This window comes from uncultured Zoogloea sp. (assembly GCF_937894855.1).
In the GTDB taxonomy this organism is placed as follows: domain Bacteria; phylum Pseudomonadota; class Gammaproteobacteria; order Burkholderiales; family Rhodocyclaceae; genus Zoogloea; species Zoogloea oryzae.
Window position 1 is genome coordinate 1 of sequence record NZ_CALAYQ010000203.1, and the last position, 24,337, is coordinate 24,337.

Annotated in this window: 20 protein-coding genes and 1 tRNA gene; 15 read left to right on the forward strand and 6 right to left on the reverse strand. The window is 67.4% G+C overall.

Annotation, left to right across the window (positions count from 1 at the left end; translation table 11 throughout):
• Window positions 1-167, forward strand: a 167-nt coding sequence (locus tag Q0672_RS21590; RefSeq protein WP_298625861.1) for a transposase domain-containing protein, incomplete at its 5' end; no start/stop codon positions are given.
• 7 nt (window positions 168-174) lie between these two features.
• Here Q0672_RS21590 and Q0672_RS21595 read toward each other — a convergent pair.
• Together Q0672_RS21595 and Q0672_RS21600 are read right to left on the reverse strand one after the other, a co-directional pair.
• On the reverse strand, window positions 175-324 hold the full coding sequence (locus Q0672_RS21595; protein ID WP_153162467.1) for a MerR family DNA-binding transcriptional regulator: 150 nt from the start codon (window positions 322-324) through the stop codon (window positions 175-177).
• A 198-nt stretch (window positions 325-522) separates the two neighbouring features.
• Window positions 523-599: transfer RNA gene (locus Q0672_RS21600), tRNA-Met, on the reverse strand.
• Window positions 600-648: 49 nt separating this feature from the next.
• Here Q0672_RS21600 and miaB point away from each other — a divergent pair.
• The 8 genes from miaB (at window position 649) to Q0672_RS21640 (ending at window position 10,603) form a co-directional block, all read left to right on the forward strand.
• A complete protein-coding gene (gene miaB, locus Q0672_RS21605; RefSeq protein WP_298625792.1) occupies window positions 649-1,983 on the forward strand; it encodes a tRNA (N6-isopentenyl adenosine(37)-C2)-methylthiotransferase MiaB in 1,335 nt (444 codons plus the stop codon).
• A 69-nt stretch (window positions 1,984-2,052) separates the two neighbouring features.
• On the forward strand, window positions 2,053-3,015 hold the full coding sequence (locus Q0672_RS21610; RefSeq protein WP_298625795.1) for a PhoH family protein: 963 nt from the start codon (window positions 2,053-2,055) through the stop codon (window positions 3,013-3,015).
• Window positions 3,012-3,494 carry an rRNA maturation RNase YbeY gene (gene ybeY / locus Q0672_RS21615; RefSeq protein ID WP_298625797.1) on the forward strand — a complete coding sequence of 161 codons (483 nt, stop codon included), beginning with the start codon at window positions 3,012-3,014 and terminating at the stop codon, window positions 3,492-3,494. Before Q0672_RS21610 ends, ybeY begins: the two co-directional genes overlap by 4 nt.
• A gap of 84 nt (window positions 3,495-3,578) precedes the next feature.
• Window positions 3,579-4,421, forward strand: a complete 843-nt coding sequence (locus tag Q0672_RS21620) for an HlyC/CorC family transporter (protein ID WP_298625800.1) — start codon at window positions 3,579-3,581, stop codon at window positions 4,419-4,421.
• Window positions 4,421-5,923, forward strand: coding sequence for an apolipoprotein N-acyltransferase (gene lnt, locus Q0672_RS21625; protein WP_298625803.1), 1,503 nt, complete (start codon window positions 4,421-4,423; stop codon window positions 5,921-5,923). The genes Q0672_RS21620 and lnt overlap by 1 nt, the downstream gene beginning before the upstream one ends.
• Window positions 5,924-6,000: 77 nt before the next feature.
• A complete protein-coding gene (locus tag Q0672_RS21630) occupies window positions 6,001-6,399 on the forward strand; it encodes a hypothetical protein (RefSeq protein ID WP_298625806.1) in 399 nt (132 codons plus the stop codon).
• Window positions 6,400-6,455: 56 nt separating this feature from the next.
• Window positions 6,456-7,826: a TrpB-like pyridoxal phosphate-dependent enzyme gene (locus Q0672_RS21635; protein ID WP_298625809.1), complete on the forward strand. Its 1,371-nt coding sequence runs from the start codon at window positions 6,456-6,458 to the stop codon at window positions 7,824-7,826.
• A gap of 98 nt (window positions 7,827-7,924) precedes the next feature.
• On the forward strand, window positions 7,925-10,603 hold the full coding sequence (locus Q0672_RS21640) for a cation-transporting P-type ATPase (RefSeq protein WP_298625812.1): 2,679 nt from the start codon (window positions 7,925-7,927) through the stop codon (window positions 10,601-10,603).
• Window positions 10,604-10,623: 20 nt separating this feature from the next.
• Here the strand turns inward: Q0672_RS21640 and Q0672_RS21645 are convergent, their stop codons facing one another.
• Complete coding sequence (locus Q0672_RS21645; RefSeq protein WP_298625814.1) at window positions 10,624-12,249, reverse strand: methyl-accepting chemotaxis protein; 1,626 nt, start codon at window positions 12,247-12,249, stop codon at window positions 10,624-10,626.
• Window positions 12,250-12,549: 300 nt separating this feature from the next.
• On the opposite strand from Q0672_RS21645, the gene glyQ reads away from it, so the two are divergent.
• The 6 genes from glyQ to gloA are packed head-to-tail and all read left to right on the forward strand — an operon-like array spanning window position 12,550 to window position 17,986.
• Window positions 12,550-13,458 carry a glycine--tRNA ligase subunit alpha gene (glyQ, locus tag Q0672_RS21650; protein ID WP_284187922.1) on the forward strand — a complete coding sequence of 303 codons (909 nt, stop codon included), beginning with the start codon at window positions 12,550-12,552 and terminating at the stop codon, window positions 13,456-13,458.
• Window positions 13,458-15,542 (forward strand): glycine--tRNA ligase subunit beta, encoded by a 2,085-nt coding sequence (glyS, locus tag Q0672_RS21655; protein ID WP_298625817.1) that lies wholly within the window; start codon window positions 13,458-13,460, stop codon window positions 15,540-15,542. The genes glyQ and glyS overlap by 1 nt, the downstream gene beginning before the upstream one ends.
• A gap of 20 nt (window positions 15,543-15,562) precedes the next feature.
• Window positions 15,563-16,096: a D-glycero-beta-D-manno-heptose 1,7-bisphosphate 7-phosphatase gene (gene gmhB, locus Q0672_RS21660; RefSeq protein ID WP_298625820.1), complete on the forward strand. Its 534-nt coding sequence runs from the start codon at window positions 15,563-15,565 to the stop codon at window positions 16,094-16,096.
• 14 nt (window positions 16,097-16,110) lie between these two features.
• The gene (locus tag Q0672_RS21665; protein ID WP_153162456.1) at window positions 16,111-16,863 is read left to right on the forward strand and encodes a 1-acyl-sn-glycerol-3-phosphate acyltransferase; all 753 of its coding nucleotides are present in this window, start codon (window positions 16,111-16,113) and stop codon (window positions 16,861-16,863) included.
• Complete coding sequence (locus tag Q0672_RS21670; protein ID WP_298625823.1) at window positions 16,860-17,582, forward strand: M48 family metallopeptidase; 723 nt, start codon at window positions 16,860-16,862, stop codon at window positions 17,580-17,582. Before Q0672_RS21665 ends, Q0672_RS21670 begins: the two co-directional genes overlap by 4 nt.
• A 17-nt stretch (window positions 17,583-17,599) precedes the next feature.
• Window positions 17,600-17,986 carry a lactoylglutathione lyase gene (gloA, locus tag Q0672_RS21675; protein WP_153162455.1) on the forward strand — a complete coding sequence of 129 codons (387 nt, stop codon included), beginning with the start codon at window positions 17,600-17,602 and terminating at the stop codon, window positions 17,984-17,986.
• A 28-nt stretch (window positions 17,987-18,014) separates the two neighbouring features.
• Here gloA and Q0672_RS21680 read toward each other — a convergent pair whose 3' ends face one another.
• The 3 genes from Q0672_RS21680 to Q0672_RS21690 are packed head-to-tail and all read right to left on the reverse strand — an operon-like array spanning window position 18,015 to window position 24,333.
• On the reverse strand, window positions 18,015-21,155 hold the full coding sequence (locus Q0672_RS21680; protein WP_298625827.1) for a response regulator: 3,141 nt from the start codon (window positions 21,153-21,155) through the stop codon (window positions 18,015-18,017).
• A complete protein-coding gene (locus Q0672_RS21685; protein ID WP_284187915.1) occupies window positions 21,152-22,192 on the reverse strand; it encodes an HD domain-containing phosphohydrolase in 1,041 nt (346 codons plus the stop codon). The genes Q0672_RS21680 and Q0672_RS21685 overlap by 4 nt, the downstream gene beginning before the upstream one ends.
• 38 nt (window positions 22,193-22,230) lie before the next feature.
• Window positions 22,231-24,333 (reverse strand): PAS domain S-box protein, encoded by a 2,103-nt coding sequence (locus tag Q0672_RS21690; RefSeq protein ID WP_298625832.1) that lies wholly within the window; start codon window positions 24,331-24,333, stop codon window positions 22,231-22,233.
• Window positions 24,334-24,337: the final 4 nt, after the last annotated feature.

Below are 24,337 nucleotides of genomic sequence, written 5' to 3' on the forward strand. Positions count from 1 at the left end.
GCGCTGGCAAACGGGCGGCCGCGATCATGAGCCTGATCCAGTCCGCGCGCCTGAATGGCCACGAGCCCTTCGCCTATCTGAAGGACGTCCTCACCCGCCTGCCGACTCAGCCGCAGAGTCGGATCGGGGAGTTGCTGCCGCATCGGTGGAGGCCGGAGTCAGCCTGAGACACGGTCAAGAGGGGATCGCCGGGGGCTTACCTTCGTCGTAGCGCCGATAGCTGTTGAGCTGACGGTCGCCTTTAAGCAGCCCCAGCTTTTCGTAATAGAGCAGCGTGGATCGCGATAGCCCGAGGCTTGAAGCGAACTCAGAAATATTGACCATGACTGGATGCTCCGTCTTCGAAGAAAATTGTTGACGGCGGAATCGTAAGCTGTGGAGTTATAGACAGGTCAAGTCGCGCGATGACTCCGTTTTGCGCTCCATCTCATCACGCGGGTATCGCAGCTACCCCGGTTGCCGAGGCGTGGTCAAAACGCAAAAAAGCCGCTGAACCTTGCGATTCAGCGGCTTAGTGTTCTGTGGTGGTGATGGGCGGAGTCGAACCGCCGACCTACGGGTTATGAATCCGTCGCTCTAACCATCTGAGCTACATCACCAACCTGAGCCCGCTATAATAGAGTTTTAGAGCACCTCGGTCAACAAAAAATGAAGAAGCTTTATATCCGTACCTTCGGCTGTCAGATGAACGAGTACGACTCGGACAAGATGGCGGATGTGCTCGGAGCTGCCGATGGGCTTGAGAAGACCGATAACCCTGAAGAGGCGGATGTGATCCTCTTCAACACCTGCTCGGTGCGCGAGAAGGCGCAGGAGAAGGTGTTTCACGATCTCGGTCGGGTCAAGCACCTCAAGCAGAAGAATCCCAACCTGATCATCGGCGTGGGTGGTTGCGTGGCGAGCCAGGAGGGCGAGGCGATTGTCGCTCGGGCGCCGTATGTGGATCTGGTGTTCGGGCCGCAGACTCTGCATCGCTTGCCCAAACTGATCGCCGAGCGCAAGTCGTCGGGCCGTTCGCAGGTGGATATCTCCTTCCCCGAGATCGAGAAGTTCGACAACCTGCCGCCGGCGAGGGTGGAAGGGGCGAGCGCCTTCGTGTCGATCATGGAGGGCTGCTCCAAGTATTGCACCTTCTGCATCGTGCCTTACACCCGTGGCGATGAGGTCTATCGTCCGCTGGCCGACGTGCTGGCCGAAGTGGCCGGGCTGGCGGCCCAGGGCGTGAAGGAGGTGACGCTCCTCGGCCAGAACGTGAACGCCTGGCGTGCGCCGGTGGATGGTGACGGTGGCGAGATGGCCGACTTTGCCTTCCTGCTCGAATGCGTGCATGACATCCCGGGCATCGAGCGCCTCCGTTACACCACCTCGCATCCACGCGAGATGACCCAGCGGGTCGTCGATGCCTACGCCAAGCTGCCCAAGCTGGTGTCGCACCTGCATCTGCCGGTTCAGGCCGGTTCGGATCGCGTGCTGGCGGCGATGAAGCGCGGCTACACGGTGCTGGAATACAAGTCGCTGGTGCGCCGGCTGCGCGCTGCACGGCCGGATATTTCCCTGTCGTCCGATTTCATCATCGGCTTCCCGGGCGAGACCGAGGCCGATTTCGAGGCGACGATGAAGCTGATCGACGATCTCAAGTTCGATACGTCCTTCAGCTTTGTCTACAGCGCGCGCCCTGGTACGCCGGCTTCGGATCTGCCGGACGACACGCCGGCCGACGTCAAGCTTGCCCGCCTTGCGCGCCTGCAGAAGCGCATCGAGGAGCACGCGGCCGAGATCAGCGCCAGCATGGTTGGCAGCGTCCAGCGCATTCTGGTCGAAGGCCCGTCGAAGAAGGATCCCAACGAGCTCGCCGGCCGGACCGACAACAATCGCGTGGTCAACTTCGCCGGCAACCCGCGTCTGGTGGGCAATTTCGTCGATGTGACGATCACCTCGGCGCTGCCGCATTCGTTGCGCGGCGAGATCGTCGTGAAGGATTGAGCGGCCGGATGACGATCCGATCGTGACAGCCACTTTCCCGCCGGGCGCTGGTCTGGCAGCATGTACCTGATGAAGCCAACCGAAATCACGCTGCATCCCCTCGACAACCTGCGCCTCGCCAACCTGTGCGGGGCGCTCGACGAGAACATCCGCCAGATCGAAACCGCCTACGACGTGACGATCGCCCGCCGGGGCGAGCGTTTCACGCTGCATGGCGAGTCGCCGCAGACCCACACGGCGGCGCGCGCGCTGCGGCATTTTTACGATAGATCCGACGCGCCGCTGTCAGTGGATGACATCCAGCTCGGCCTCATCGAGCTGGCCAATCTGTCCCAGGCCAACCCGCCGGCGCCGACCCTGCTCACCCGCAAGAGCGAGCTGCACGGCCGTACGCCGCGTCAGGTGGATTACATCCGGCAGATCCAGGAGCACGACATCACCTTCGGCGTCGGCCCGGCCGGCACCGGCAAGACTTATCTTGCGGTGGCGAGCGCGGTGGATGCGTTCGAGCGGGAGCACGTGGAGCGCATCGTCCTCACCCGTCCGGCGGTCGAGGCGGGTGAGCGGCTGGGCTTCCTGCCCGGCGATCTGGCCCAGAAGGTAGATCCTTATCTGCGCCCGCTCTACGACGCGCTCTACGATCTGATGGGCTTCGATCGCGTCACCAAGCTCTTCGAGCGCGGGTGCATCGAGATCGCGCCGCTGGCCTTCATGCGCGGGCGCACCTTGTCGCGGGCCTTCATCATCCTGGATGAAGCCCAGAACACCTCGCCCGAGCAGATGAAGATGTTCCTCACCCGCATCGGCATCGGATCGAGGGCGGTCATCACCGGTGATCTCACCCAGGTGGATCTTCCCCGCGGCCAGAAGAGCGGCCTTGGCGAGGCGGTCCAGGTGCTCGCCGATGTGCGTGGCGTGGCTTTCACCCACTTCCTGAAAGAAGACGTGGTGCGTCACCCCCTCGTCGCCCGCATCGTCGACGCCTACGAAAAGCATTCCCAGCGCAACCAGCAACAGCAGACCCAGCAATGACCCAACCCAAGCTGCCCCGCCGACTCGACCTTTCGGTGCAATACGCCTGTAACCGCGAGGGCGTACCCTCCCGCATCGATTTTCGCCGCTGGCTGCGCGCGGCCGAACCCGGCGCGGCGCGCATCACCGTGCGCATCGTGGATGAAGACGAAGGCCGCGAACTCAACCGCGATTACCGCGGCAAGGATTACGCCACCAACGTGCTCACCTTTGCCTATGATGAAGGCGAGGACATGCCGCTGCCCGAAGGCCTGCCGCTGATGGGCGATCTGGTGCTGTGCCGGCAGGTGGTCGAGCGCGAGGCGGCGGAGCAGGGCAAGGCGCTGGACGCCCATTACGCCCACTTATCCGTGCATGGTATGCTGCATTTGCAGGGCTTCGACCACATCGAGGACGCCGAGGCCGAGGAGATGGAAGCGCGGGAGCGCGAGATCCTCGCCGGGCTGGGATATCCCGACCCGTACGCGGGAGAACGATGATCTGGTGGGATGAGCAATGCGCCATGGGCGATGGGTCGGAACCCCGATTCATCGCCCATCGCCCATTTCTCATCAACCCCTTTTATGGAACCCTCCAGTAGTAAACCGTCCTTGCTAGAACGGCTTTCCGCCCTCCTGACCCGGGAGCCGGAAGACCGCGAAGAACTTCTGCACCTTCTGCACGCCGCCCACGACCGCAACCTGTTCGATGCGGACGCCTTGGCGATCATCGAAGGTGCGCTCCAGGTGTCCGAGATGCAGGTGCGCGACGTGATGATTCCCCGCGCGCAGATGGATGTCGTCAATCTTGCCGACTCCGTCGAGGACATCACCCGCTTTGCCATCGGTGCCGCCCACTCCCGCTTCCCCGTCGTCGGCGAAGGCAAGGACGACGTGCTCGGCGTGCTGCTCGCCAAGGATCTGCTGCGGGTCTTTGCCGGCGAATCCTTCAACCTCCGCGAGATGCTCCGCCCCGCGGTGTTCGTCCCCGAATCGAAGCGACTCAACGTGCTGCTGCGGGATTTCCGCGTCAGCCGCAACCACATGGCCATCGTGGTGGATGAGTACGGCGGCGTGGCCGGGCTCGTCACCATCGAGGACGTGCTCGAACAGATCGTCGGCGACATCGAGGACGAATACGACTTCGACGAGACCGCCGACAACATCCGCATCGACCAGGCCGGTCGCTACCGGGTCAAGGCCGGCACCGAGATCGAGGATTTCAACGAAGCCTTCGGCTGCGAGTTCAGCGACAGCGAGTACGACACCGTCGGCGGCCTGCTGATCCGCAAGCTCGGCCGTCTGCCCAAGCGCAACGAGGTCGTCGAGCTCGAAGGCCTGCGCTTTCAGGTGCTGCGCGCCGACAGCCGGCGCATTCACTCCCTGTTGGTCGAGCGCCTGCCGGACGCCGACACGGTCGGCGGCTGATGGGCTGGCTGCGGCTTGTCGGGGCCCTCCTGGCCGGAGGGGCTTCGGTGCTCGCCTATGCGCCGGTCGGATTGTTCCCCGTTGTCTTCATCGCGCTGGGCGTGCTGTTCTGGCTGCTCGGGCCGGGCGCGCCCGCCGGGCTGCTGACGGCCTCGCCGAGCCGTCGCGCGCGGGCCGGCTTTGCGGTCGGCTTTGCCTGGGGTCTCGGGGCGATGCTCGGCGGTGTTTCCTGGCTTTACGTGGCGCTCCATCGCTTCGGTGGCATGCCGGTGCCGCTGGCGGCGCTGGCGATCCTGCTCTTCTGCGCGCTGGTGGGTTTCTTCGCCGGTCTGGCCGGTGCGGCCTGCGGCGGCCTGCGGCGGGGCAGGGCGGTGCCCGATGCGGCGCTCTTTGCCGCGTGCTGGCTGATTTTCGAGTGGACGCGCTGCTGGATCTTCACGGGCTTTCCGTGGCTGGCCGTGGGTTACAGCCAGACGCCGCCCAGCCCGCTGGCCGGCTTTGCGCCGGTGGTGGGGGTGTTCGGCGTCGGCGGGCTGGTGGCGCTCGCATCTGCACTGGCCATGGCCGCGCTGGCCGAACGCCGCTGGCAGCCGCTGCTGGGCGTGGTGCTGGTGATCGGCGGCGGCGCCGGGCTGCGCCAGATTGCCTGGACGGCGCCGGTGGGCGAGCCCGTCAAGGTGGCGCTGCTGCAGACCAACATCGAGCAGAGCCTCAAGTGGCGGCCCGAGATGCTCCAGCAGTGGCTCGACCGCAACCTGACAATGGTGCGCGACAACCCGGCGCAGATCGTCGTGCTGCCGGAAACCACCATTCCGCTCCTCATCGACTACCTGCCGCCGGGCTACCTGGAGGCCGTCGGCCGCAGCGCGGCCAGCCACGGTGGCGACGTGATCCTCGGCACCTTCACCCGCGACGCGGAAGGCCATATCTTCAACGCCGCGATCAGCCTCGGCGCGTCGCCCTCGGGCCATTACGCCAAGCAGCACCTGGTGCCGTTTGGCGAATACTCGCCGCCGATGTTCCGCTGGTTCTACGATCTGGCCAACATCCCGATGGCCGACCAGACACGCGGCCCCGAGCGTCAGCCGCCGTTGGCCCTGGCCGGGCAGAAGGTGGCGATCAACATCTGCTACGAGGACGTGTTTGGCGAGGAGCTGATCCGCAGCCTGCCCGAGGCCACGCTGATGCTCAACCTCTCCAACCTGGCGTGGTATGGCGATTCCTTCGCCCAACCCCAGCACCTGCAGATCGCCCGCCTGCGCGCGTTGGAAACCGGTCGGCCCATGCTGCGTAGCACCAACACCGGGATGACCGCGCTGGTGAGGCCCGACGGCCACGTCGAGGCGGTGCTGCCGCCGTTCGAGGCGGGGGCGCTGCACGTGTCGGTGCGCGGCTATCAGGGCCTGACGCCCTACGCCCGCTGGGGCAACGGTCCGGCGGTTGGCATTGCGCTGCTGTTTCTGGGCGTGACGGTGCTCGCTGGGCGCCGCCGACGGGCCTGAACCTCCGGTGGCGGGAGCGCTGGCGCGTATGAGCGTATGATCGCGTTTCGCCCTTTATCGAACAGGATCATCGAACCATGCGCGCTTATCCGACCAACAGCCCCGAGGCGCTCGCACGCCTGATCGCCATGGCGATTCTCGCCGATGGCCGGCTGGACAACCGGGAAATCGACTGGCTCAAGCACCACGACACCGTCTCCCTCGTCGGCATCGAGCAGGACGTGCTCATCCAGGCGCTGCTCGACTGCTGTCGCGACGTCATCACCGAGGCCGAGCAGGAACGCGTGTTCCTCCTCGAAGAGCGCCGGCTGGCCCGGTTGGCCGACGACATCGTCGATCCGAACCTGCAGAAGGTCGCCTTGTCGGCGATCCTCATCATCGCCAAGGCCGACGGTGCCGTCAGCGAAGGCGAGCAGACCCTGCTGCGCTACCTGATGAAGCACTGGGGCATCGCCCTGGAAGATCTGGCCGCCTGAGCGTCGGCCGCCCCCTTGCAAATACGACAAAACCAAGACTGATCAGGAGGAAAACCATGAGCGACCAGATCAAGTATCTGCTCGACGAATCCCGCATGCCCAAGGCCTGGTACAACATCGCCGCCGATCTGCCGGTGCCGCTGCCGCCGCCGCTCCACCCGGGGACGCTCCAGCCCCTCGGCCCGTCCGATCTGGCGCCGATCTTCCCGAACGCGATCATCGCCCAGGAGATGTCCACCGAGCGCTACATCGACATCCCCGAGCCCGTCCGTGACGTGCTGTGCCAGTGGCGCCCCAGCCCGCTGTTCCGTGCCCGCCGTCTCGAAAAGCTGCTCGGCACGCCGGCCAAGATCTACTTCAAGTACGAAGGCGTGTCGCCCGCCGGCAGCCACAAGCCCAACTCCGCCGTGCCCCAGGCCTGGTACAACGCCCAGGAAGGCGTGAAGCGCCTCGCCACCGAAACCGGCGCCGGCCAGTGGGGTTCGTCGCTGGCCTACGCCGGCGGCCTGTTCGGGCTGGATGTGACCGTCTTCCAGGTTCGCGTGTCGTATGACCAGAAGCCGTACCGTCGCGCCCTGATGGAAACCTGGGGTGCCCGCTGCATCCCGTCGCCGTCGCCCGAGACCGACTACGGCCGCGCGGTGCTCGCCGAGCATCCGGACCACATCGGCTCCCTGGGCATCGCCATCTCCGAGGCCGTCGAGGTGGCCGCGAAGAACGACGACACCAAATACGCGCTGGGCTCGGTGCTCAACCACGTGCTGCTGCACCAGACCATCGTCGGCGAGGAAGCCATCCTGCAGATGGAGATGGCTGGTGACGACCCGGACGTGGTGATCAGCTGTGTCGGCGGTGGCTCCAACTTCGCCGGCATTGCCTTCCCCTTCCTGGGCCAGCAGCTGCGCGGCGAAACCACCAAGAAGCGCCGCATCGTGGCGGTCGAGCCCTCGGCCTGTCCGTCCCTTTCCCGCGGCAAGTACGCCTACGATTTTGGTGACACCGCGCACCTCACTCCGCTGGTCAAGATGCACACCCTCGGCAGCGACTTCACCCCGCCGGGCCTGCACGCCGGTGGCCTGCGCTACCACGGCATGGCGCCGCTGGTGAGCCACGTGATGGAGCTCGGCCTCATCGAAGCCCAGTCCTACGGCCAGACCTCGTGCTTTGAAGCGGGCGTGATGTTCGCCCGCGCCGAAGGCATCGTGCCGGCGCCGGAATCCACCCACTCCATCCGCGGTGCGATCGAGGAGGCCCTGCGCTGCAAGGCCGAGGGCAAGAGCGAGACCATCCTGTTCTGCCTGTCCGGCCACGGCCACTTCGACATGACCTCCTACACCAACTACCTCTCCGGCAAGCTGGTGGATCAGGCCTACGACGAGAAGGAGCTGGCAATGGCCCTGTCGATGCTGCCCAAGGTCGACGCCTGACGGTTTGCGGGGTGGCCCCCGGCAGCGGCCGCCCCGTTGAACCCGCCTGGCCGGGCTGTGGTCCGACCAGGCAAACCGCTTCAATCTGCCACTGTGCCATGACCGCCTCCGCGCCCTCCGACTGGCATGCCCGTCCTCACGACGAGGCATTCACTGAACTGGCTTCGAGCGCCGACACGGGGCTCGCCGAAGGCGACGCTGCCGAGCGCCTGGCCCGCCACGGCCCCAACCGCATCGACGCCAAGGCCGGCCGCGGTCCGCTCCTGCGTCTGGCGCTGCAGTTCCACCAGCCCCTCATCTACATCCTGATCGTCAGCGGGGCCACTGCCGCGTTTCTCGGCGAATGGGCCGACGCCGGCGTGATCTTCGGCGTCGTCGTGGTCAATGCCCTGATCGGCTTCATCCAGGAAGGCCGCGCCGAGAACGCCCTGGCCGCCCTGGCCCGCAGCGTGGCCAGCGACGTGACGGTGCTGCGCGACGCCACCCGCCGCCGGATTGATGCCGTCGAACTGGTGCCCGGCGACGTGGTGTGGCTGGCTGCCGGCGACAAGGTGCCGGCCGATCTGCGCCTCTTCGATGCCCGCGCGCTGCAGGTCACCGAGGCGTCGCTCACCGGCGAATCCACCGCCGTCGCCAAGCACGCCGACCCGATCGCCGCCGACAGCGTGTTGGCCGACCGGGTCAACATGGCCTACGCCGGCACCCTCGTCGTGGCCGGGCAGGCCGGCGGGCTGGTGGTGGCCACCGGCCGCGCCACCGAGACCGGCCGCATCGCCGATCTGCTCGACGCCACCGAAACCCTCGTCACGCCGCTTACCCGGGCGATGGAGCGCTTCTCCAATTTCCTGCTGGTGGTCATCCTGGGCCTTGCCGCCCTTGGTTTTGCGGTGGGCAGCCTGCGCGGCGAGCCGCTCCTCGACATGCTGATGGCCGCCGTGGCGCTGGCCGTCGGGGCGATCCCCGAAGGGCTGCCGGCGGCGATCACCGTCACCCTGGCCATCGGCGTGGCGCGGATGGCGAAGCGCCGGGCCATCATCCGCCGGCTTCCGGCGGTCGAGACCCTGGGCAGCACCACGGTGATCTGCTCCGACAAGACCGGCACCCTCACCGAAAACCAGATGACCGTCCGCGCCCTCGTCGCCGGCGGCCAGCAGTTTGCCGTGGACGGTGACGGCTACGCGCCGGAGGGGGCGGTGACGCTGGACGGCCAGCCCGCCGCCGTCGCCGGACCGCTCCGCGACCTGCTGGTGATCGGCGTGCTGTGCAACGACGCCGGTCTGGCCCGGAAGGACGGCGCCTGGACGATCACCGGCGACCCCACTGAAGCCGCGCTGCTGGTGGCCGCCCGCAAGGCCGGGCTGGACGAGCAGCAGCTGCGCGCCGATTCTCCGCGCGTAGACGAGATCGCCTTCGACTCCGCGCGCCAGTACATGGCCAGCCTCCATCGCCTGGACGGCCAGCCGGTGGCGCTGGTGAAGGGCGCACTTGAGGCGATCCTGCCCCGCTGTTCCAGCCAGCTCGGGCCGGACGGCGAGCCCGTGGCCATCGACGTGGACGCCATCGACGCCCAGGCCCGGGCGCTGGCGTCCGACGGCCTGCGGGTGCTGGCCTTCGCCCGCGCCGAGGTGGCCGGAGAACGGCTGGACGAATCCGCCCTGGCCGGCGGGCTGTGCCTCGTCGGCCTGCAGGCCATGCTCGACCCACCGCGTCAGGCGGCGCTCCGGGCGATCCAGGCCTGCGCTGCGGCCGGGGTGGCGGTCAAGATGATCACCGGCGACCACGCCGAGACAGCCCTCGCCATCGCCCGCAAGCTCGGCCTCGCCGGCCCCACCTCGCGGGCCGTCACCGGGCGCGAGCTCGCCGCCATGGACGATGCGGCGCTGCAGGCGACGGTGGGCGAGGTGAGCGTCTTCGCCCGGGTCGAGCCCGAGCAGAAGCTGCGGCTGGTCCAGGCCCTGCAGGCGCGGGGCGAGGTGGTGGCGATGACCGGCGACGGGGTGAATGACGCGCCGGCCCTCAAGGCGGCCGACATCGGCGTGGCGATGGGCGCCGGCGGCACCGAGGTGGCCAAGGACGCCGCCGCGATGGTGCTCACCGACGACAACTTCGCCACCATCGAGGCGGCCATCGAGGAAGGGCGGGGCGTCTACGACAACCTCGTCAAATTCATCATCTGGACGCTGCCCACGAACTTTGGCGAAGGGTTGGTGATCCTTTTTGCGGTGCTGGCCGGTGTCACCCTGCCGATCACGCCGCTGCAGATCCTGTGGATCAACATGACCACCGCGGTGCTGCTGGGGATGGCGCTGGCCTTCGAGCCGATCCAGCGGGACGTGATGGGCCGGCCGCCTCGGGCGCCGGGTGCGGCCATCCTCGACACGGTGTTGATCCGCCGCATCGTGCTGGTGGGCGTGCTGCTGCTGGTCGCCTCCTTCGGGCTGTTCCTGCGCTGGCGTGGGCTTGGCGCGTCACTGGAAGAGGCGCGCACGGTGGCGGTCAATGTCTTCGTGGCCGGCGAGATCGCCTACCTCTTCAACTGCCGCAACCTGCGCGGGCCGTTCTGGTGTTGCGGGTGGTGGTCTAACCCGTGGTTCTGGGGTGGCATCGGCGCAATGGTGGCGCTGCAGGCGCTGTTCACCTATCTGCCGGCGATGAACCGCGTGTTTGCCTCGGCGCCGATCGGTCCGATGGCGTGGCTGGAAATCGGGGCTGCGGCGCTTGCGACGGCGCTGGTGGTGGGGATGGAAAAACGCCTCGGCCGGGGCCGAGGCGTTTAGCTTCGTGCGGGGGAGGGGCGTCAGACCCGGAAGCGGGCGATCTGATCCTTGAGCCCGCCCGCGATGCGTTCGAGATTGACCGCCGCTTCGGCCGCGCCGCGGATGTTGGCCGAGGAGTTTTCGACCATGTGCGAGATCTCCTCGACCTGCTGGGCGATGGACGTGCTTGCGGCGCTCTGTTCGTGGGTCGCGTCGGCAATCTCGTGGGCGCGGGCCAGGGCTTCCTGGGCGCCGGCCTCGATGGCCGTCAGGGCGCCGGTGGCCGCGGTGGCCAGGGCGATGCCGTGATCCACTTCGGGCAGCGCGGCGTTCATGGCGCGGACTGCTTCGCCGGTGTCGCCCTGGATGCCGGTGATCATCTGCTCGATCTCGGTGGTGGCGGACGAGGTGCGTTCTGCCAGCTTGCGGACTTCGTCGGCCACGACCGCGAAGCCGCGGCCCTGCTCGCCGGCGCGGGCTGCCTCGATGGCGGCATTGAGCGCCAGCAGGTTGGTCTGGCCGGCGATCTCCTTGATCACGTTGGCGATCGACGACACCTCGCCGATGCGCTCTTCAAGGGCGCGGATGCGGTCCGAGGCGCCGATCACCGTCCCCGACATCTTGCGGATTGCGGTGACGGCCTCCTCGACGCGGGTGCTGCCCTCGGCGGCGAGGCGCATCGACTGCTGCGCATTGAGTTCGGTCTCGCGGGCGCTGGCCGAGATGTGGCTGGAGCTGACGGTGAGTTCCTCCATCGCCGCAGCCATGGCCGCCGTGGCGTCGGACTGGCGTTCGGCGGCATCGGCCACCTGAGTGGAGACCCGCGAGATGTGATCCGCGTTGCTGACCAACTGGTTGGCGCCTTCGTTGATCTCGCCGACCATCCGCCGCAGGGCGCGCATCATGTCAGCCAGGGCGTGGAGCATGCTGCCTTGACGGGGTTCGCCCAGATCGGTGGTGAGGTTGCCGTCGGCCGCCTGCTGCATCACCGCGGTGGCGCTCCGGGGCTCGCCGCCCAGCTGGCGGGTCACGCTCTCGCTGATGCGCCAGCCGAAAAGGCCGAGGACCGCCAGCAGCAATAACGAAATGCCGCCGAGGATCGTGGCGATGGCGCGGAACTCCCGGTCCACGTCATCCACGTAGATGCCGGTGCCGATGATCCAGCCCCAGGGGGTGAAGCCGGTGGCGTACGAAACCTTCGGGCTGGATTCCTGCGCGCCGGGTTTCGGGAACCAGTAGTCCACGAACCCGCCGCCGGCGTTGGCTGCCTTCACGATGTCCTGGATGATGAGTTTGCCGTTGGTGTCCTTCAGGCTGCTGGCGTCGCGGCCTTCCATCTCGGGCTTGTTGGGAAACAGGATGTAGTGGTTGGTGCTGGTGACGATGAACAGATAGTTGTTGCCGTCGTAGCGCACGGAGCGCAGGGTTTCGGTGGCGGCTTTCTTGGCGTCCGTCTCGGACAGCGTGCCGGCCTGGGCCAGCGCATGGAAGTGTTTGATGATGCTGGCGCCGCTCTCGACCATGTGCTTGGTCTGCACCTTGCGGTCGTCCATCATGGACGTACGCAGGCTGCCCAGGCTGACGGCGCACAGGGCGACCAGGCCGAGCATCATCATTACGATGAGCAGGCGCATGCGTGCGGCGACGGCCAGGTTGGCTAACTTCATGGTCTGGATTCTCCTTGGTGACGCCTGCTTACCGTCCCATTCCCACGGCGGCTGGTCTAAATGGCAGCGCCCGGAGCAACGGCAGGTCGTTTTCATTGGCAAGTAGTGTCGCCCGAGCTATTACGGTTCGTGGAAGTAATTACTTGAGTTCTGTAGGGATATTCGGCGGTCGTGCGGCTTCGGCGGGATGGGCAGCGTGGTTTCCGGGGCTACCCGTGCGGCCGGGCGTTCCCTGACTGCCCAAACACAGTAAAATCGATACTTTGCCCAAAACCGCGCGGCCCTCGCCGCGGAGCATCCATGTCCGTCCAAAAACCGACTTTCCAGCAGATCATCCTGCGCCTCTCGAACTTCTGGGCCGAGCACGGCTGCACGCTGCTCCAGCCTTACGACATCGAGGTCGGCGCCGGCACCTTCCACACCGCCACCTTCCTGCGCGCCATCGGCCCGGAGCACTGGAACGCCGCCTACGTTCAGCCGTCCCGCCGCCCGAAGGACGGCCGCTACGGCGAGAACCCCAACCGCCTGCAGCACTACTACCAGTACCAGGTGGTGCTCAAGCCTTCGCCGGTCAATATCCAGGAGCTCTACATCGACAGCCTGCGCGCGCTGGGCATCGATCCGAACGCCCACGACATCCGCTTCGTCGAGGACGACTGGGAGTCGCCCACCCTGGGCGCGTGGGGTCTGGGTTGGGAAGTCTGGCTGGATGGCATGGAAGTCACCCAGTTCACCTATTTCCAGGAAGTCGGTTCGCTCTCCTGTCGCCCGGTGCTGGGCGAGATCACCTACGGTCTCGAGCGCCTGGCCATGTACCTGCAGGGCGTCGAAAATGTGTATGACCTGGTCTGGTCGATCGGCCCGGATGGCACGCCCGTCACTTACGGCAACGTCTATCACCAGAACGAAGTGGAGCAATCCACCTACAACTTCGAGCACTCCAATGTGGAGTGGCTGTTCCGCCTGTTCGGCGAATACGAAGGCGAGGCCAAGCGCCTGATGGCCGTGCCGCTGGTGCTGCCGGCCTTCGAGATGGTCATGAAGTGCTCCCACACTTTCAACCTGCTCGACGCCCGTGGCGCGATCTCGGTGACCGAACGCGCCGCCTACATCGGCCGCGTGCGTGCGCTGGCCCGTGAAGTGGCCCAGGCCTATTACAACTCCCGCGAAGCCCTCGGCTTCCCGATGCTGAAGAAGGAGGCCGCGTGATGACCGGCGCGACCCTGCTCGTTGAACTGCTGACCGAAGAACTGCCGCCCAAGGCGCTGCCCAAGCTGGGCCAGGCCTTCTCCAATGCCATTGTGGCCGGCCTGCGCACCCGCGGCCTCGCTGCCGCCGACGGTGCCTTCCGCTGGTTCGCCACCCCGCGCCGCCTGGCCGTGACGGTTGCCCACGTGCTCCCCGAAGCCGCCGCCAAGGACGTCACCGAAAAGATCATGCCGGTCTCGGTCGCCCTCACCGCTGATGGCCAGCCGACCCCGGCTCTCACCAAGAAGCTCGAAGGCAAGGGCATTCCCCTGTCGGCCGTGGCGAGCTTCGAGCGCCGCATGGACGGCAAGGCCGAGGCCTTGTTCTACACCAGCACCGTGGCCGGCGCGAAGCTCGCCGACGTGCTCGCGGGCATCGTCCAGGACGCCCTCAAGTCGCTTCCGATCCCCAAGGTGATGCGCTGGGGCGACGGCGATGCGACCTTCGTGCGCCCCGCCCACAAGCTCACCCTGCTCCACGGCGCCGACGTGGTGCCGGGCAGCGTGCTCGACATCCAGTCCGGCCGCACCACCCGCGGCCACCGCTTCATGAGCAAGGGCGACATCGAGATCTCCACCGCCGACGCCTACGAGCCGACGCTGCTGGCCGAAGGCAAGGTGATCCCCGATTTCGCCGAGCGCCGCGCCAACATCGAGAAGCAGCTCGTCACCGAGGCCGGCCGCCAGCATGCCACCCTCGGCGAATACGCCGATCTGCTTGATGAAGTCACCGCGCTGGTCGAGCACCCGACCGTTTACGTGGGCGAGTTCGAGGCCGAGTTCCTGGCCGTGCCGCAGGAATGCCTGATCCTCACGATGCGCGCCAACCAGAAGTATTTCCCGCTGTTCGACAACCAGGGCAAGCTCACCAGCCGCTTCCTGATCGTCTCGAACATGGAGTTGGCCGACCCCACCAACATCATCGCCGGCAACCAGCGCGTGGTGCGCCCGCGCCTGTCCGATGCCCGCTTCTTCTTCGAGCAGGACATCAAGGCTGGCCTCACGCCGCGCGTGGTGAAGCTCGGCTCGGTGGTTTATCACAACAAGCTCGGCTCCCTGGGCGACCGCGTCGAGCGCCTGTCCGCCGTGGCCCGCACCATCGCCGGCATGCTGGGCGCCGACGAGAACCTCGCCAACCGCGCCGCGCTGCTCTCCAAGGCCGACCTGCTCACCGACATGGTCGGCGAGTTCCCCGAACTGCAGGGCATCATGGGCCGCTACTACGCGCTGGCCGAAGGTGCCCAGCCGGTGGTGGCGGAAGCCATCGAACAGCACTACCGCCCGCGCTTTGCCGGTGACGCGCTGCCCGACTCCAACATCGGCCGCGCCCTGGCCCTGGCCGACAAGCTCGATGCCCTCACCGGCTTCTTCGGCATCGGCCAGATCCCCACCGGCGACCGCGATCCCTTCGGCCTGCGCCGTGCCGCCCTGGGTGTGCTGCGGATCCTGATGGAGGGTCAGCTGCCCCTCGATCTGGTCACCCTCATCAACGAATCCGCCGGGGCCTTCAACCCGGGCGTGCTCGGCGCCGAGCTGCCCGGCCCGCTGTTCGACTTCATGCTCGAGCGCCTGCGCAACCTGCTGCGCGACGCCGGCCACGCCCAGGACGTGGTGGATGCGGTGCTGGCCCTCAAGCCGACCCGCATCGATCTGGTGGTGCCCAAGCTCGAGGCCGTCGTGGCCTTCCAGCAGCTGCCCGAAGCCGCCGCGCTCGCCGCCGCCAACAAGCGGATCGTCAACATCCTCAAGAAGGCCGAAGGCGCGGTGGGCGAGCCCGACGTGGCGCTGCTCGTCGAGGACGCCGAGAAGGCCCTGTTCCACGCCATCGTCGAGGTTGCTCCGCTGGCCCGCTCCCACTTCCAGAACGAGGCCTACACCGAAGCCCTGCGCGTGCTCGCCGGTCTGCGTGCGGCGGTGGACCGCTTCTTTGACGAGGTGATGGTGATGGCCGACGAGCCGCTGGTGCGTCAGAACCGCCTGGCCCTGCTGGCTCAGCTGGCGGGTCTGATGAACCAGGTGGCCGACATCTCGCGGCTTTCCGCATGAGCCGGGCGAGGGGGCAGTCCATGAAACTCATCGTTCTCGACCGGGACGGCGTCATCAACGTCGACTCCGACCAGTTCATCAAGTCGCCGGACGAATGGAAGCCGATCCCCGGCTCCCTCGAGGCCATTGCGCGCCTCAACGAATCCGGCTGGCGGGTGGTGGTTGCCTCCAACCAGTCCGGTGTCGGGCGCGGGCTGTTCGACATGGACACCCTCAACGCCATCAACGAAAAGATGACCAAGACGCTCGCCCAGGTGGGCGGGCGGCTGGATGCCATCTTCTTCTGCCCCCACGCCGCGGATTCCACCTGCGACTGCCGCAAGCCCAAGCCGGGCATGTTCCGGCAGATCGCCGAGCGCTTCAATGTGGACATGCGCGGCGTGCCGGTGGTGGGCGACAGCCTGCGCGACCTGCAGGCCGGCGTCGCCGTGGGTTGCACGCCGTTTCTGGTGCTGACCGGCAGGGGCGTCAAGACCCAGGCCGATCCGGCCCTGCCGCCCGGCACCCAGATCTTCCCCGACCTGGCAGCCATCGCTGCCCAGCTCACCGTCTGACTGGAAACCCCTCCGTGGTCCTGATCCGCAACCTGTTGTTCATGCTCGCCCTGGGCATCTTCACGCCGCTCTACGCCCTCATCGGCATGGCGACTTTCCCGTTCCGCCCGCAGACGCGCCACAAGCTCATCCGGGGCTGGGCGCGGATCATGATCTGGGTCATCAAGCACGTGCTGGGCATTCCGTACCGGCTCGAAGGCGCCGCCAACATCCCGGCCGGGCCGGCCATCGTGCTCTCCAAGCACATGTCCGCCTGGGAAACCATCATGCTGCAGGATGTCTTTCCGCCGATGGTCTTCGTGATGAAGCGCGAGCTCCACAAGGTGCCGTTCTTCGGCTGGGGGATCTCCCAGATGCCGATGATCGCCATCGACCGGGCTGCCGGCAAGGACGCCCTCAACCAGGTGGTCGAGCAGGGGAGCGACCGCCTCAACCAGGGCTTCTGGGTCACGGTCTTTCCGGAGGGCACCCGGGTGGCGCCCGGCACCACCAAGCGCTACAAGCCGGGCGGCGCCTGGCTCGCCCGCGCCACGGGCACCCCGGTGGTGCCCGTGGCCCATAACGCCGGCGAGTTCTGGCCGCGCAACGCCTTCTTCAAGCGTCCTGGCGAAGTGGTGGTGAGCGTCGGCCCGGCCATCGACACCCACGGGCTGACGGTGGACGAGATCAACGCCAAGGCCGAAGCCTGGATCGAGGCCGAGATGCGCCGGCTGTTCCCGTCCCACTACCGCCACGCCGGCAAGCGTCAGGAGCCGGCCAAGGCGTGACCGCGCCGGCCGTCGAATCCCGCGAGATCCTTCTCGACGGGGTGCGCGTTGCCTACACCCTGCGGCGCAGCGTCCGCAAGACGCTGGGGCTGCGCATCGATCACCGGGGGCTCACCGTGGGCGTGCCGCTCCGGGTGGGTCTGCGCGAGGCCGAGGCCTTCATCCGCAGCCACGCCGCGTGGGTCGTCGAAAAACTCCACAACCGCCCGCAGCCCGAGGCCCGTCCGGCCTTCGAGGCCGTCGATGGCGCGGCCGTGCCCTTTCTTGGCGAGGCCTGGCGGATCTCCATCGGGCGCGGAAACAACCGGGTGCTGTGGCACGAGATCGGCCCGGAGCGGGTGCTGGAGCTGGCCCTGCGTAGCGGCGGCGATGCCCGCCGGCTATTGTTGCGGGAATTGCAACAAAGAGGCCTCGATTTGTTCAAAAACCGGGTCGAGGAGTTCTGCCTGCGGCTTGGGCGCCCGGTGCCGCCGGTGGCGCTCTCCAATGCCCGCACGCGCTGGGGCAGTTGCAGCAGCCGCAGCGGCATCCGCCTGCACTGGCGGCTCATCCATCTGCCCCTGGGCCTGATCGATTACGTGGTGGCCCACGAGGTGGCGCATCTTGTCGAGATGAACCACTCGCCGCGTTTCTGGTCCGTGGTTGAGTCCATCTATCCCGATCACGTCGCTGCCCGCAAGGCCCTGCGCCAGGTGGCGGCGAGTCTTCCTTCCCTCTGACTCTCAGGAAAACAACCATGCGTCTTCTGCACACCATGCTTCGCGTCGTGGACCTCGACCGTTCCATCGCCTTTTACACCGAAGTGCTCGGCATGCGCCTCCTGCGCCGCAACGATTACCCGGAGGGCAAGTTCACGCTGGCCTTCGTGGGCTATCAGGATGAATCGGAAGGGGCGGTGCTGGAGCTTACCCACAACTGGGGCGTCGAGTCCTACGAGCTGGGCACGGCTTACGGCCACATCGCACTGGCGGTGCCGGATGCCTACGCGGCCTGCGCGGCGATCAAGGCCCGCGGTGGCAAGGTGGTGCGCGAAGCCGGCCCGATGAAGCACGGGACGACGGTGATCGCCTTTGTGGAAGACCCGGACGGTTACAAGGTGGAACTGATCCAGGCCAAGTCCTGACCCGCGCCGCCCCCGGCCGGCCGGGGGCTCAGGCGGCGGCGAAGGCTTCGCGCAGGGCAGCAAGCTCGGCGCGCAGGGCTTCTAGGGCCTGGGGTGCGTCGGCCATGCGCTTTTCGCGGCCGATGCGTTCGAGCTGCGCGGCCCCTGTCTGGGCCCGGCCGGCGCAGAAGTTTGACACCGCACCCTTGAGGGCGTGGGCCGCGTTGTGCAGGGCCTCTGCGTCGCCCTCGACCACCGCGGCCTCGATGTCGGCAAACAGCCGCGGCTCGTCCTCGATGAACATCCCGATGAGTTGTTCCAGCAGTTCTTCGTCTCCGCCGAGGTTGAACAGCACTTTCTGACGTTCGAACACCGGGCCGCTGATGCTGGTGGGTTCGCTGGGCGGTGGCGGCGCCGGGTCGCCCCGGCCAGTGTGCTGGATGAGCACCTCGACCAGATCCGGGGCGTGCACCGGCTTGGAGAGGTAGCCGTCCATGCCGGCGGCGAGGCAGCGCTCCCGGTCGCCCTTCATGGCGTGGGCGGTCATCGCCACGATGGGGGTGTGGGTGGCGCCGGCGGCTTCGCGTTGGCGGATCTGAGCGGTCGCGTCGAATCCGCCCATGATGGGCATCTGCACGTCCATCAGCACCAGGTCGTAGCGGTTGCGGGCGTGGAGCTCCAGCGCTTCCTTGCCGTTGTTGGCCACGTCGGCCTGATGGCCGAGCTTGCCCAGCAGGCGCAGGGCGAGGGTCTGATTCACCACGTTGTCTTCGGCCAGCAGGATGCGCAGCTGGCGCTTCTGCTCGCGCAGGCTGTGGCGGGTGATGAGGGGCGAGCGGTCGGCGCTGCTGCTGTTGCCGGTGTTGTCGTCGATCGGCTCCACCGACAGCAGGATGGCGTTGAGGAGGTCGGACGCCATGATCGGCATCGGCAGGTAGGCGGAGATGCCCATCTCGCGGCAGCGGGCGCCGTCGCCCCGGCGGCCTTCGCCGGCCAGCATGACGATGCACGGGGGCGGCGCGGCGGCGGAGAGGATGGCTTCGGCTAGGTCGAAGCCTTCGATGTCCGGGAGCTGGGTGCTGATCAGCACCACCTTGAAGGGTTTGTTCTCGGCGGTGGCGCGGGCCTGTTCGCGCAGGGCGCCGCTGGCGTCGGATACGGTGACGGGCTTCATCCGCCACTGGCCAAGCAGCTCGACGAGGGTTGCCCGTTCGGTGCTGCTGTCCACCGCGACGAGAACCGGCAGGCCTTCGAGGTGGGCTTGTTCGTCCAGCACCGGCGTGGCGTGGCCGGCTTCGAAGCGGGCGGTGAAGCGGAAGGTGCTGCCTTCGCCCGGAGTGCTGGTGACGCCGATCCGCCCGCCCATGGCCTGGACGAGCTGGGCGCTGATGGTGAGCCCCAGCCCGGTGCCGCCGTAGCGGCGGGTGGTGGAGGAATCGGCCTGGGAGAAGGCTTCGAAGATCAGGCTCTGTTTTTCTGGCGGGATGCCGACCCCGGTGTCGTGCACGTTGAAGGCGAGCTCGACCTTGCCCGGGTCGCCGTTGCCGGCTTCGGTGCCCGGTTCGACCAGGAGGCGAACTTCGCCGTGCTCGGTGAACTTGATGCCGTTGGAGATGAGGTTGATCAGTACCTGACGCAGGCGATGGGGATCGCCGATCAGGTTGTCGGGCACCGTCGGGGCCACCTGGGCGGTGATGCGCAGGTTCTTCTCGTCGGCCCGCTGCTGGAGGGTGCGCACGGCGAGGGCGACGCAGTCGCGCAGGCTGAAGTCGATGTGCTCGAAATCGAGCTTGCCGGCCTCGATCTTCGAGAAGTCGAGGATGTCGTTGATGATGCCGAGCAGGGAGTTGGCGGAGGTCTTGACGAGGCTGAGGTATTCCCGCTGCTCGTTGTCGAGGGGCGTGTCGAGGGTGAGCTCGGTCATGCCGATGATGGCGTTCATCGGCGTGCGGATCTCGTGGCTCATGTTGGCGAGGAAGTCGCTCTTGGAGCGGCTGGTGGCCTCGGCGACGTCCCTGGCCTGGCGCATGGCGGCTTCGGCGGCCTTGCGCTCGCCGATGTCGCGCACGTAGGCGGTGATCAGCCGGCGACCGGCGCTGTGGACGGCGACCAGGGCGACCTCGGCGGGGAATTCGACCGGGCCGCTACCGGTGTGCCGGACGGCGATGGCCTCGGTACGCTGGGCGAGGGTGCCGGCCTGGGTGTCGGCGAGCAGGTCGAGGAGGGCCTGGGTCTGGGCGTCGCGGATGCGCTCGGGGAAGAGCAGGGCCACGGCGCGCTGCCCGATGGCCTCGTGGGCGGGGATGCCGAAGGTGCGCTCGGCCGCCGGGTTGTATTCGAGGATGAGGCCGTCTTCGCCGATGGTGACGATGCTGTCGAGGGAGGCTTCGGTGATGGCCCGGTTGCGCGATTCGCTGGCGGCCAGGGCCGACTGGCCTTCGTGCAGGCGTACGGAGGTCTGGTTGAGGGCGTCCACCAGCTGGCGCAGCTCGGCGATCGGGCTGTCTTCGTCGAGGGTCTTGCCGTGGCTCGTCTCGAGGGTTTCGGCAAAGCGGGTGGCGCGGGCGAGGCTGCGCAGGGGCGGGCGCAGGAACTGGCGGATGACGAGGGTGCCGACGACGAGGGTGACGATCGCGGCGATCAGGCTGTCGATGATGATGATCTGGAGGTTGTCGCCGGCCGCCGGGGCGACCTCGATGCGCAGCCAGCCGAGGGGGGCGGCCGCGCCAATGCCGGCCCAGGCGACGAAGTGGGTGGACCCGTTGCCGGTATTCCCCTGGGAGGCCCGGCGGGCGCTGTCCGGGACGAGGACGGGGACGCCTTCGATGGGCTCGACGGCGATCGGCGCACCGCCTGCGCTCCGGCCGACGCTGGTGAGCGGCACGCCTTGACGGTCGGTGACCGTGGCGCGGCGGATGTGGGGGTTGTATTCGAGTTTGAGCAGGTGGCCGGTGGCGCTGGCGATGTTGCCGCTGGCCAGGTGGGGTTCGAGAGCCGAGGCGAGGGCGTGGGTCAGTTCGTCAGCGTGCTGGCGTTCGAGCCGCTCGATGAATTCGACCTGCTCGTTGCCCAGGTAGATCGCGTAGGCGCCAAGGGACAGCGTGAGCAGGAAGGCGAACAGGGCAGTGAGCTGCTGTCCGAGGGTGTGCAGCCCAGCGCCTTGCGCCAGGCGTTGGAGGGCGTCTTTCATTCGTCTTTGAACCGCTCGCGGATTTCCAGTACTTCCGGGATCAGGCCCAGGAAGCTGTCGACGCAGGCCGGGTCGAAGTGGCTGCCGCGGCCTTCGCGGATGAAGTTGAAGGCGGTGTCCAGCTCCCAGGCCGGCTTGTAGGGACGCGGCGAGGTGAGTGCGTCGAAGACGTCGGCCACGGCGACGATGCGGCCGACCAGCGGGATGGCGTCGCCGGCGAGCCCGTCGGGGTAGCCGCTGCCGTCGTATTTCTCGTGGTGGGTGAGGGCGATCTCGGCGGCCATCTGGATCATCGGTGACGACGAGCCCTTGAGGATGTCGTGGCCGATGCGCGGGTGCTGGCGCATGATCACCATCTCTTCGGGGGTGAGCCGGCCGGGCTTGAGCAGGATGTTGTCGGGCGTGCCCACCTTGCCGATGTCGTGCATCGGGGCGGCGGTGAGGATGCGTTCGCAGGTTTCGGCATCGAGCCCCAGATCGCGGGCGATGATCTGCGAGTAGTGGGCCATGCGCAGGATGTGGGCGCCGGTTTCCGGGTCGCGGAACTCGGCGGCGCGGGCCAGGCGGGTGATGGTTTCCTGTTCGCGGGTGACGATCTCGGCGGTTTTCAGGATCACGGCGGCCTGCAGGTCGTCGTTCCAGGTGCGCATGCGCTGGTGGCTGGCACGCAGCGACAACATGGTGCGCACCCGGGGGTCGAACTCGTGGCGGTCGATGGGCTTGGTGAGGAAGTCGTTGGCGCCGGCCGCGAGGCTTTCGTAGCGCACTTCCTTCTCGTGGGCCGCGGTGACCATCAGGATCGGGACGGTGTCGGCCGGGTAGAGCTTGCGGACGGTCTCGATGAACTCGATGCCGTTGAGGTCCGGCATCATGTAGTCGACGATGACCAGGTCGGGCTCGTGGCTGCCGCACCACTGGAGACCTTCCAGCGGCGAGCTGAAGGTGACGATCTCGGTGCCCGGTGGCGTGAGCTTGCGGACGAGGGCCTGGATCAGTGTGAGATTGAGCGGCGTGTCATCGACGATGGCAATGGCCATGAGTTCTCCCGGTAGGCCGCAGCTCCCGGCGGCCAGCGTCAGATTATCGGCCCGAGGTCGTCGAAGTTGAGTCCCGGGCCGGGGTTTGCGGCTGCGTCGGCGGCAGTCTGAACCTCGCCGCGGGCGGGCGCCGTGCGCGGCAGGGCGAGGACAAAACGTGTTCCGTTGCCGGGCGAGCTGTGCACGGTGATGCGCCCCCCCAGCACCTGGGTGACCAGATTGTAGACGATATGCAATCCGAGACCGGTTCCACCGCGCCCGAGGCGGGTGGTGAAGAAGGGGTCGAAGATGCGTCGCTGGTCGGCGATCGGGATGCCCCGGCCGTCGTCGGCGAACTCGATCTGGACGCTGTCTTCGTCCATCACCCGCGGGGTGACCGTGATGCTTCCCCGGGGGAGACCTTCGAAGGCGTGAAGCAGGGCGTTGGTGATGAGGTTGGTGAAGATCTGCCCGAGGGGGCCGGGGTAGCTGTCGAGGGTGAAGGGCGCCGTCTCGAGCACGTCGAGGGTGAAATCCCCGTGCTTGAACATGGGGCTGATGGTGATGGCCATCTCGCGCAGCACTTCGTTCAGCTCGAAGCGCCGGCGCTGTTCGCTGGTCTGGTCCACTGCCACCTGCTTGAAGCTGCGTACGAGCTCCTCGGCCCGCAGCAGGCTGCGCATCAGCAGATCGACGGCCTGCCGGGTGCCCTGGGTGAAGCGGTCGAAATCGGTGCGGCGCAGCTTGCCGGTGCTGTAGGCGGCGATGAGGTCGTCGGTGCGGGCGGCGAGGGTCGAGGCGACGGTGACGCTGTTGCCGATGGGCGTGTTGAGTTCGTGGGCGATGCCGGCGACCAGGGAGCCGAGGGCGGCCATCTTTTCGCTGCGGACGAGCTCTTCCTGCGTCTGATGCAGGATGCCGAGGGCCTTGGTGAGTTCGGCGGTGCGTTCGGCGACGCGCAGCTCGAGGCTCTGGTTGAGATCCTCGATGTGGGCCTGGACCCGCCGCAGTTCGGAGATGTCGACCATCGACCACAGGGCGCAGTCCTCGTCACGAACCCGCAGTCGCCGGGCCGAGACGAGGCAGTTGGCGATGCCCGGACGGCCGATGGGGCGCAGCCGGACTTCCCGCTGCTCGACCACGTCGCGGGTGGCAAGGCCGCCGTAGAGGTCGTCGTAGTCGGCGGGGTCGAGCCAGCAGCCGAGCTCGCCGCTGGTGCGGGAGATGATCTTGTCGCGTGGGCAGCCGAACAGGCGCTCCCAGGCAGGGTTGGCGTCGAGGTAGGTGCGGTCGCTGATGCGCGTGAGGGCGAGGGCGAAGGGCGCCGAGTTGAAGATGGTGGAGAACTTGTTCTGGCTGTCGTGGAGGTTGGCGACGGCGGCCTTCTGGTCGGTCACGTCGCGGATGATGCAGATCAGGCAGGTCTGGCCGGCGATGTCGACGGTCGAGGCATTGACCAGGCAATCCCGGTGGCTGCCGTCGGCGGTGCCAAGGGTGCACTGGAAATCCCGCAGCACGGCGTGCTCCTGGAGCAGCTCGACGATGGCCACCCGTTCTTCCGGGTAAGGCCACAGGCCGAGGGCGTGGGCGGTGGTGCCGAGGGCGGTATCCCGCTCCCAGCCGGTGAGGGTGACGAAGGCGGGATTGACGGCCAGCAGCTTGCCGTCCCGGAGGCGGCTGAGGGTGATCGCCTCGGGGCTGGAGTGAAAGGCGGTCGAGAACATCACCTCGGAGATGCGCTGGGCTTCGGCGGCCTCCTGTCGGGCCTTCTCGAGGCGCTGCCGGGGGGTGATGTCCTGGCACACCGCGAGGATGCAGGTCTGCCCGTCGATGTCCAGCGTACGGGCGCGGAGCAGGGTTTCGACGGGCGTGCGGGCTTTGGTGAGGAGGACTACCGGGCGGTCCACCACGGTGTGGCCGGCCAGCAGTTCGGCGCGGATCTGGTGCAGATCCTCGGGGTCGTGCCAGATGCCCAGGTCGCTGCAGCTGTGGCCGACGCTCTCGTCGCGGGCGTAGCCGAGGGCGGCGGTCCAGTTGTCGTTGACGTCGATGAGCCGGTCGTCTTCCAGGGTGGCGAGGGCGACCATTTCGGGCAGGAAGCGGAAGAGGGCGGTGAAGCCGGCGTGGGCGGGGTCGAGGGGTGGTGTGGCGGGCGGTGGCATGGGG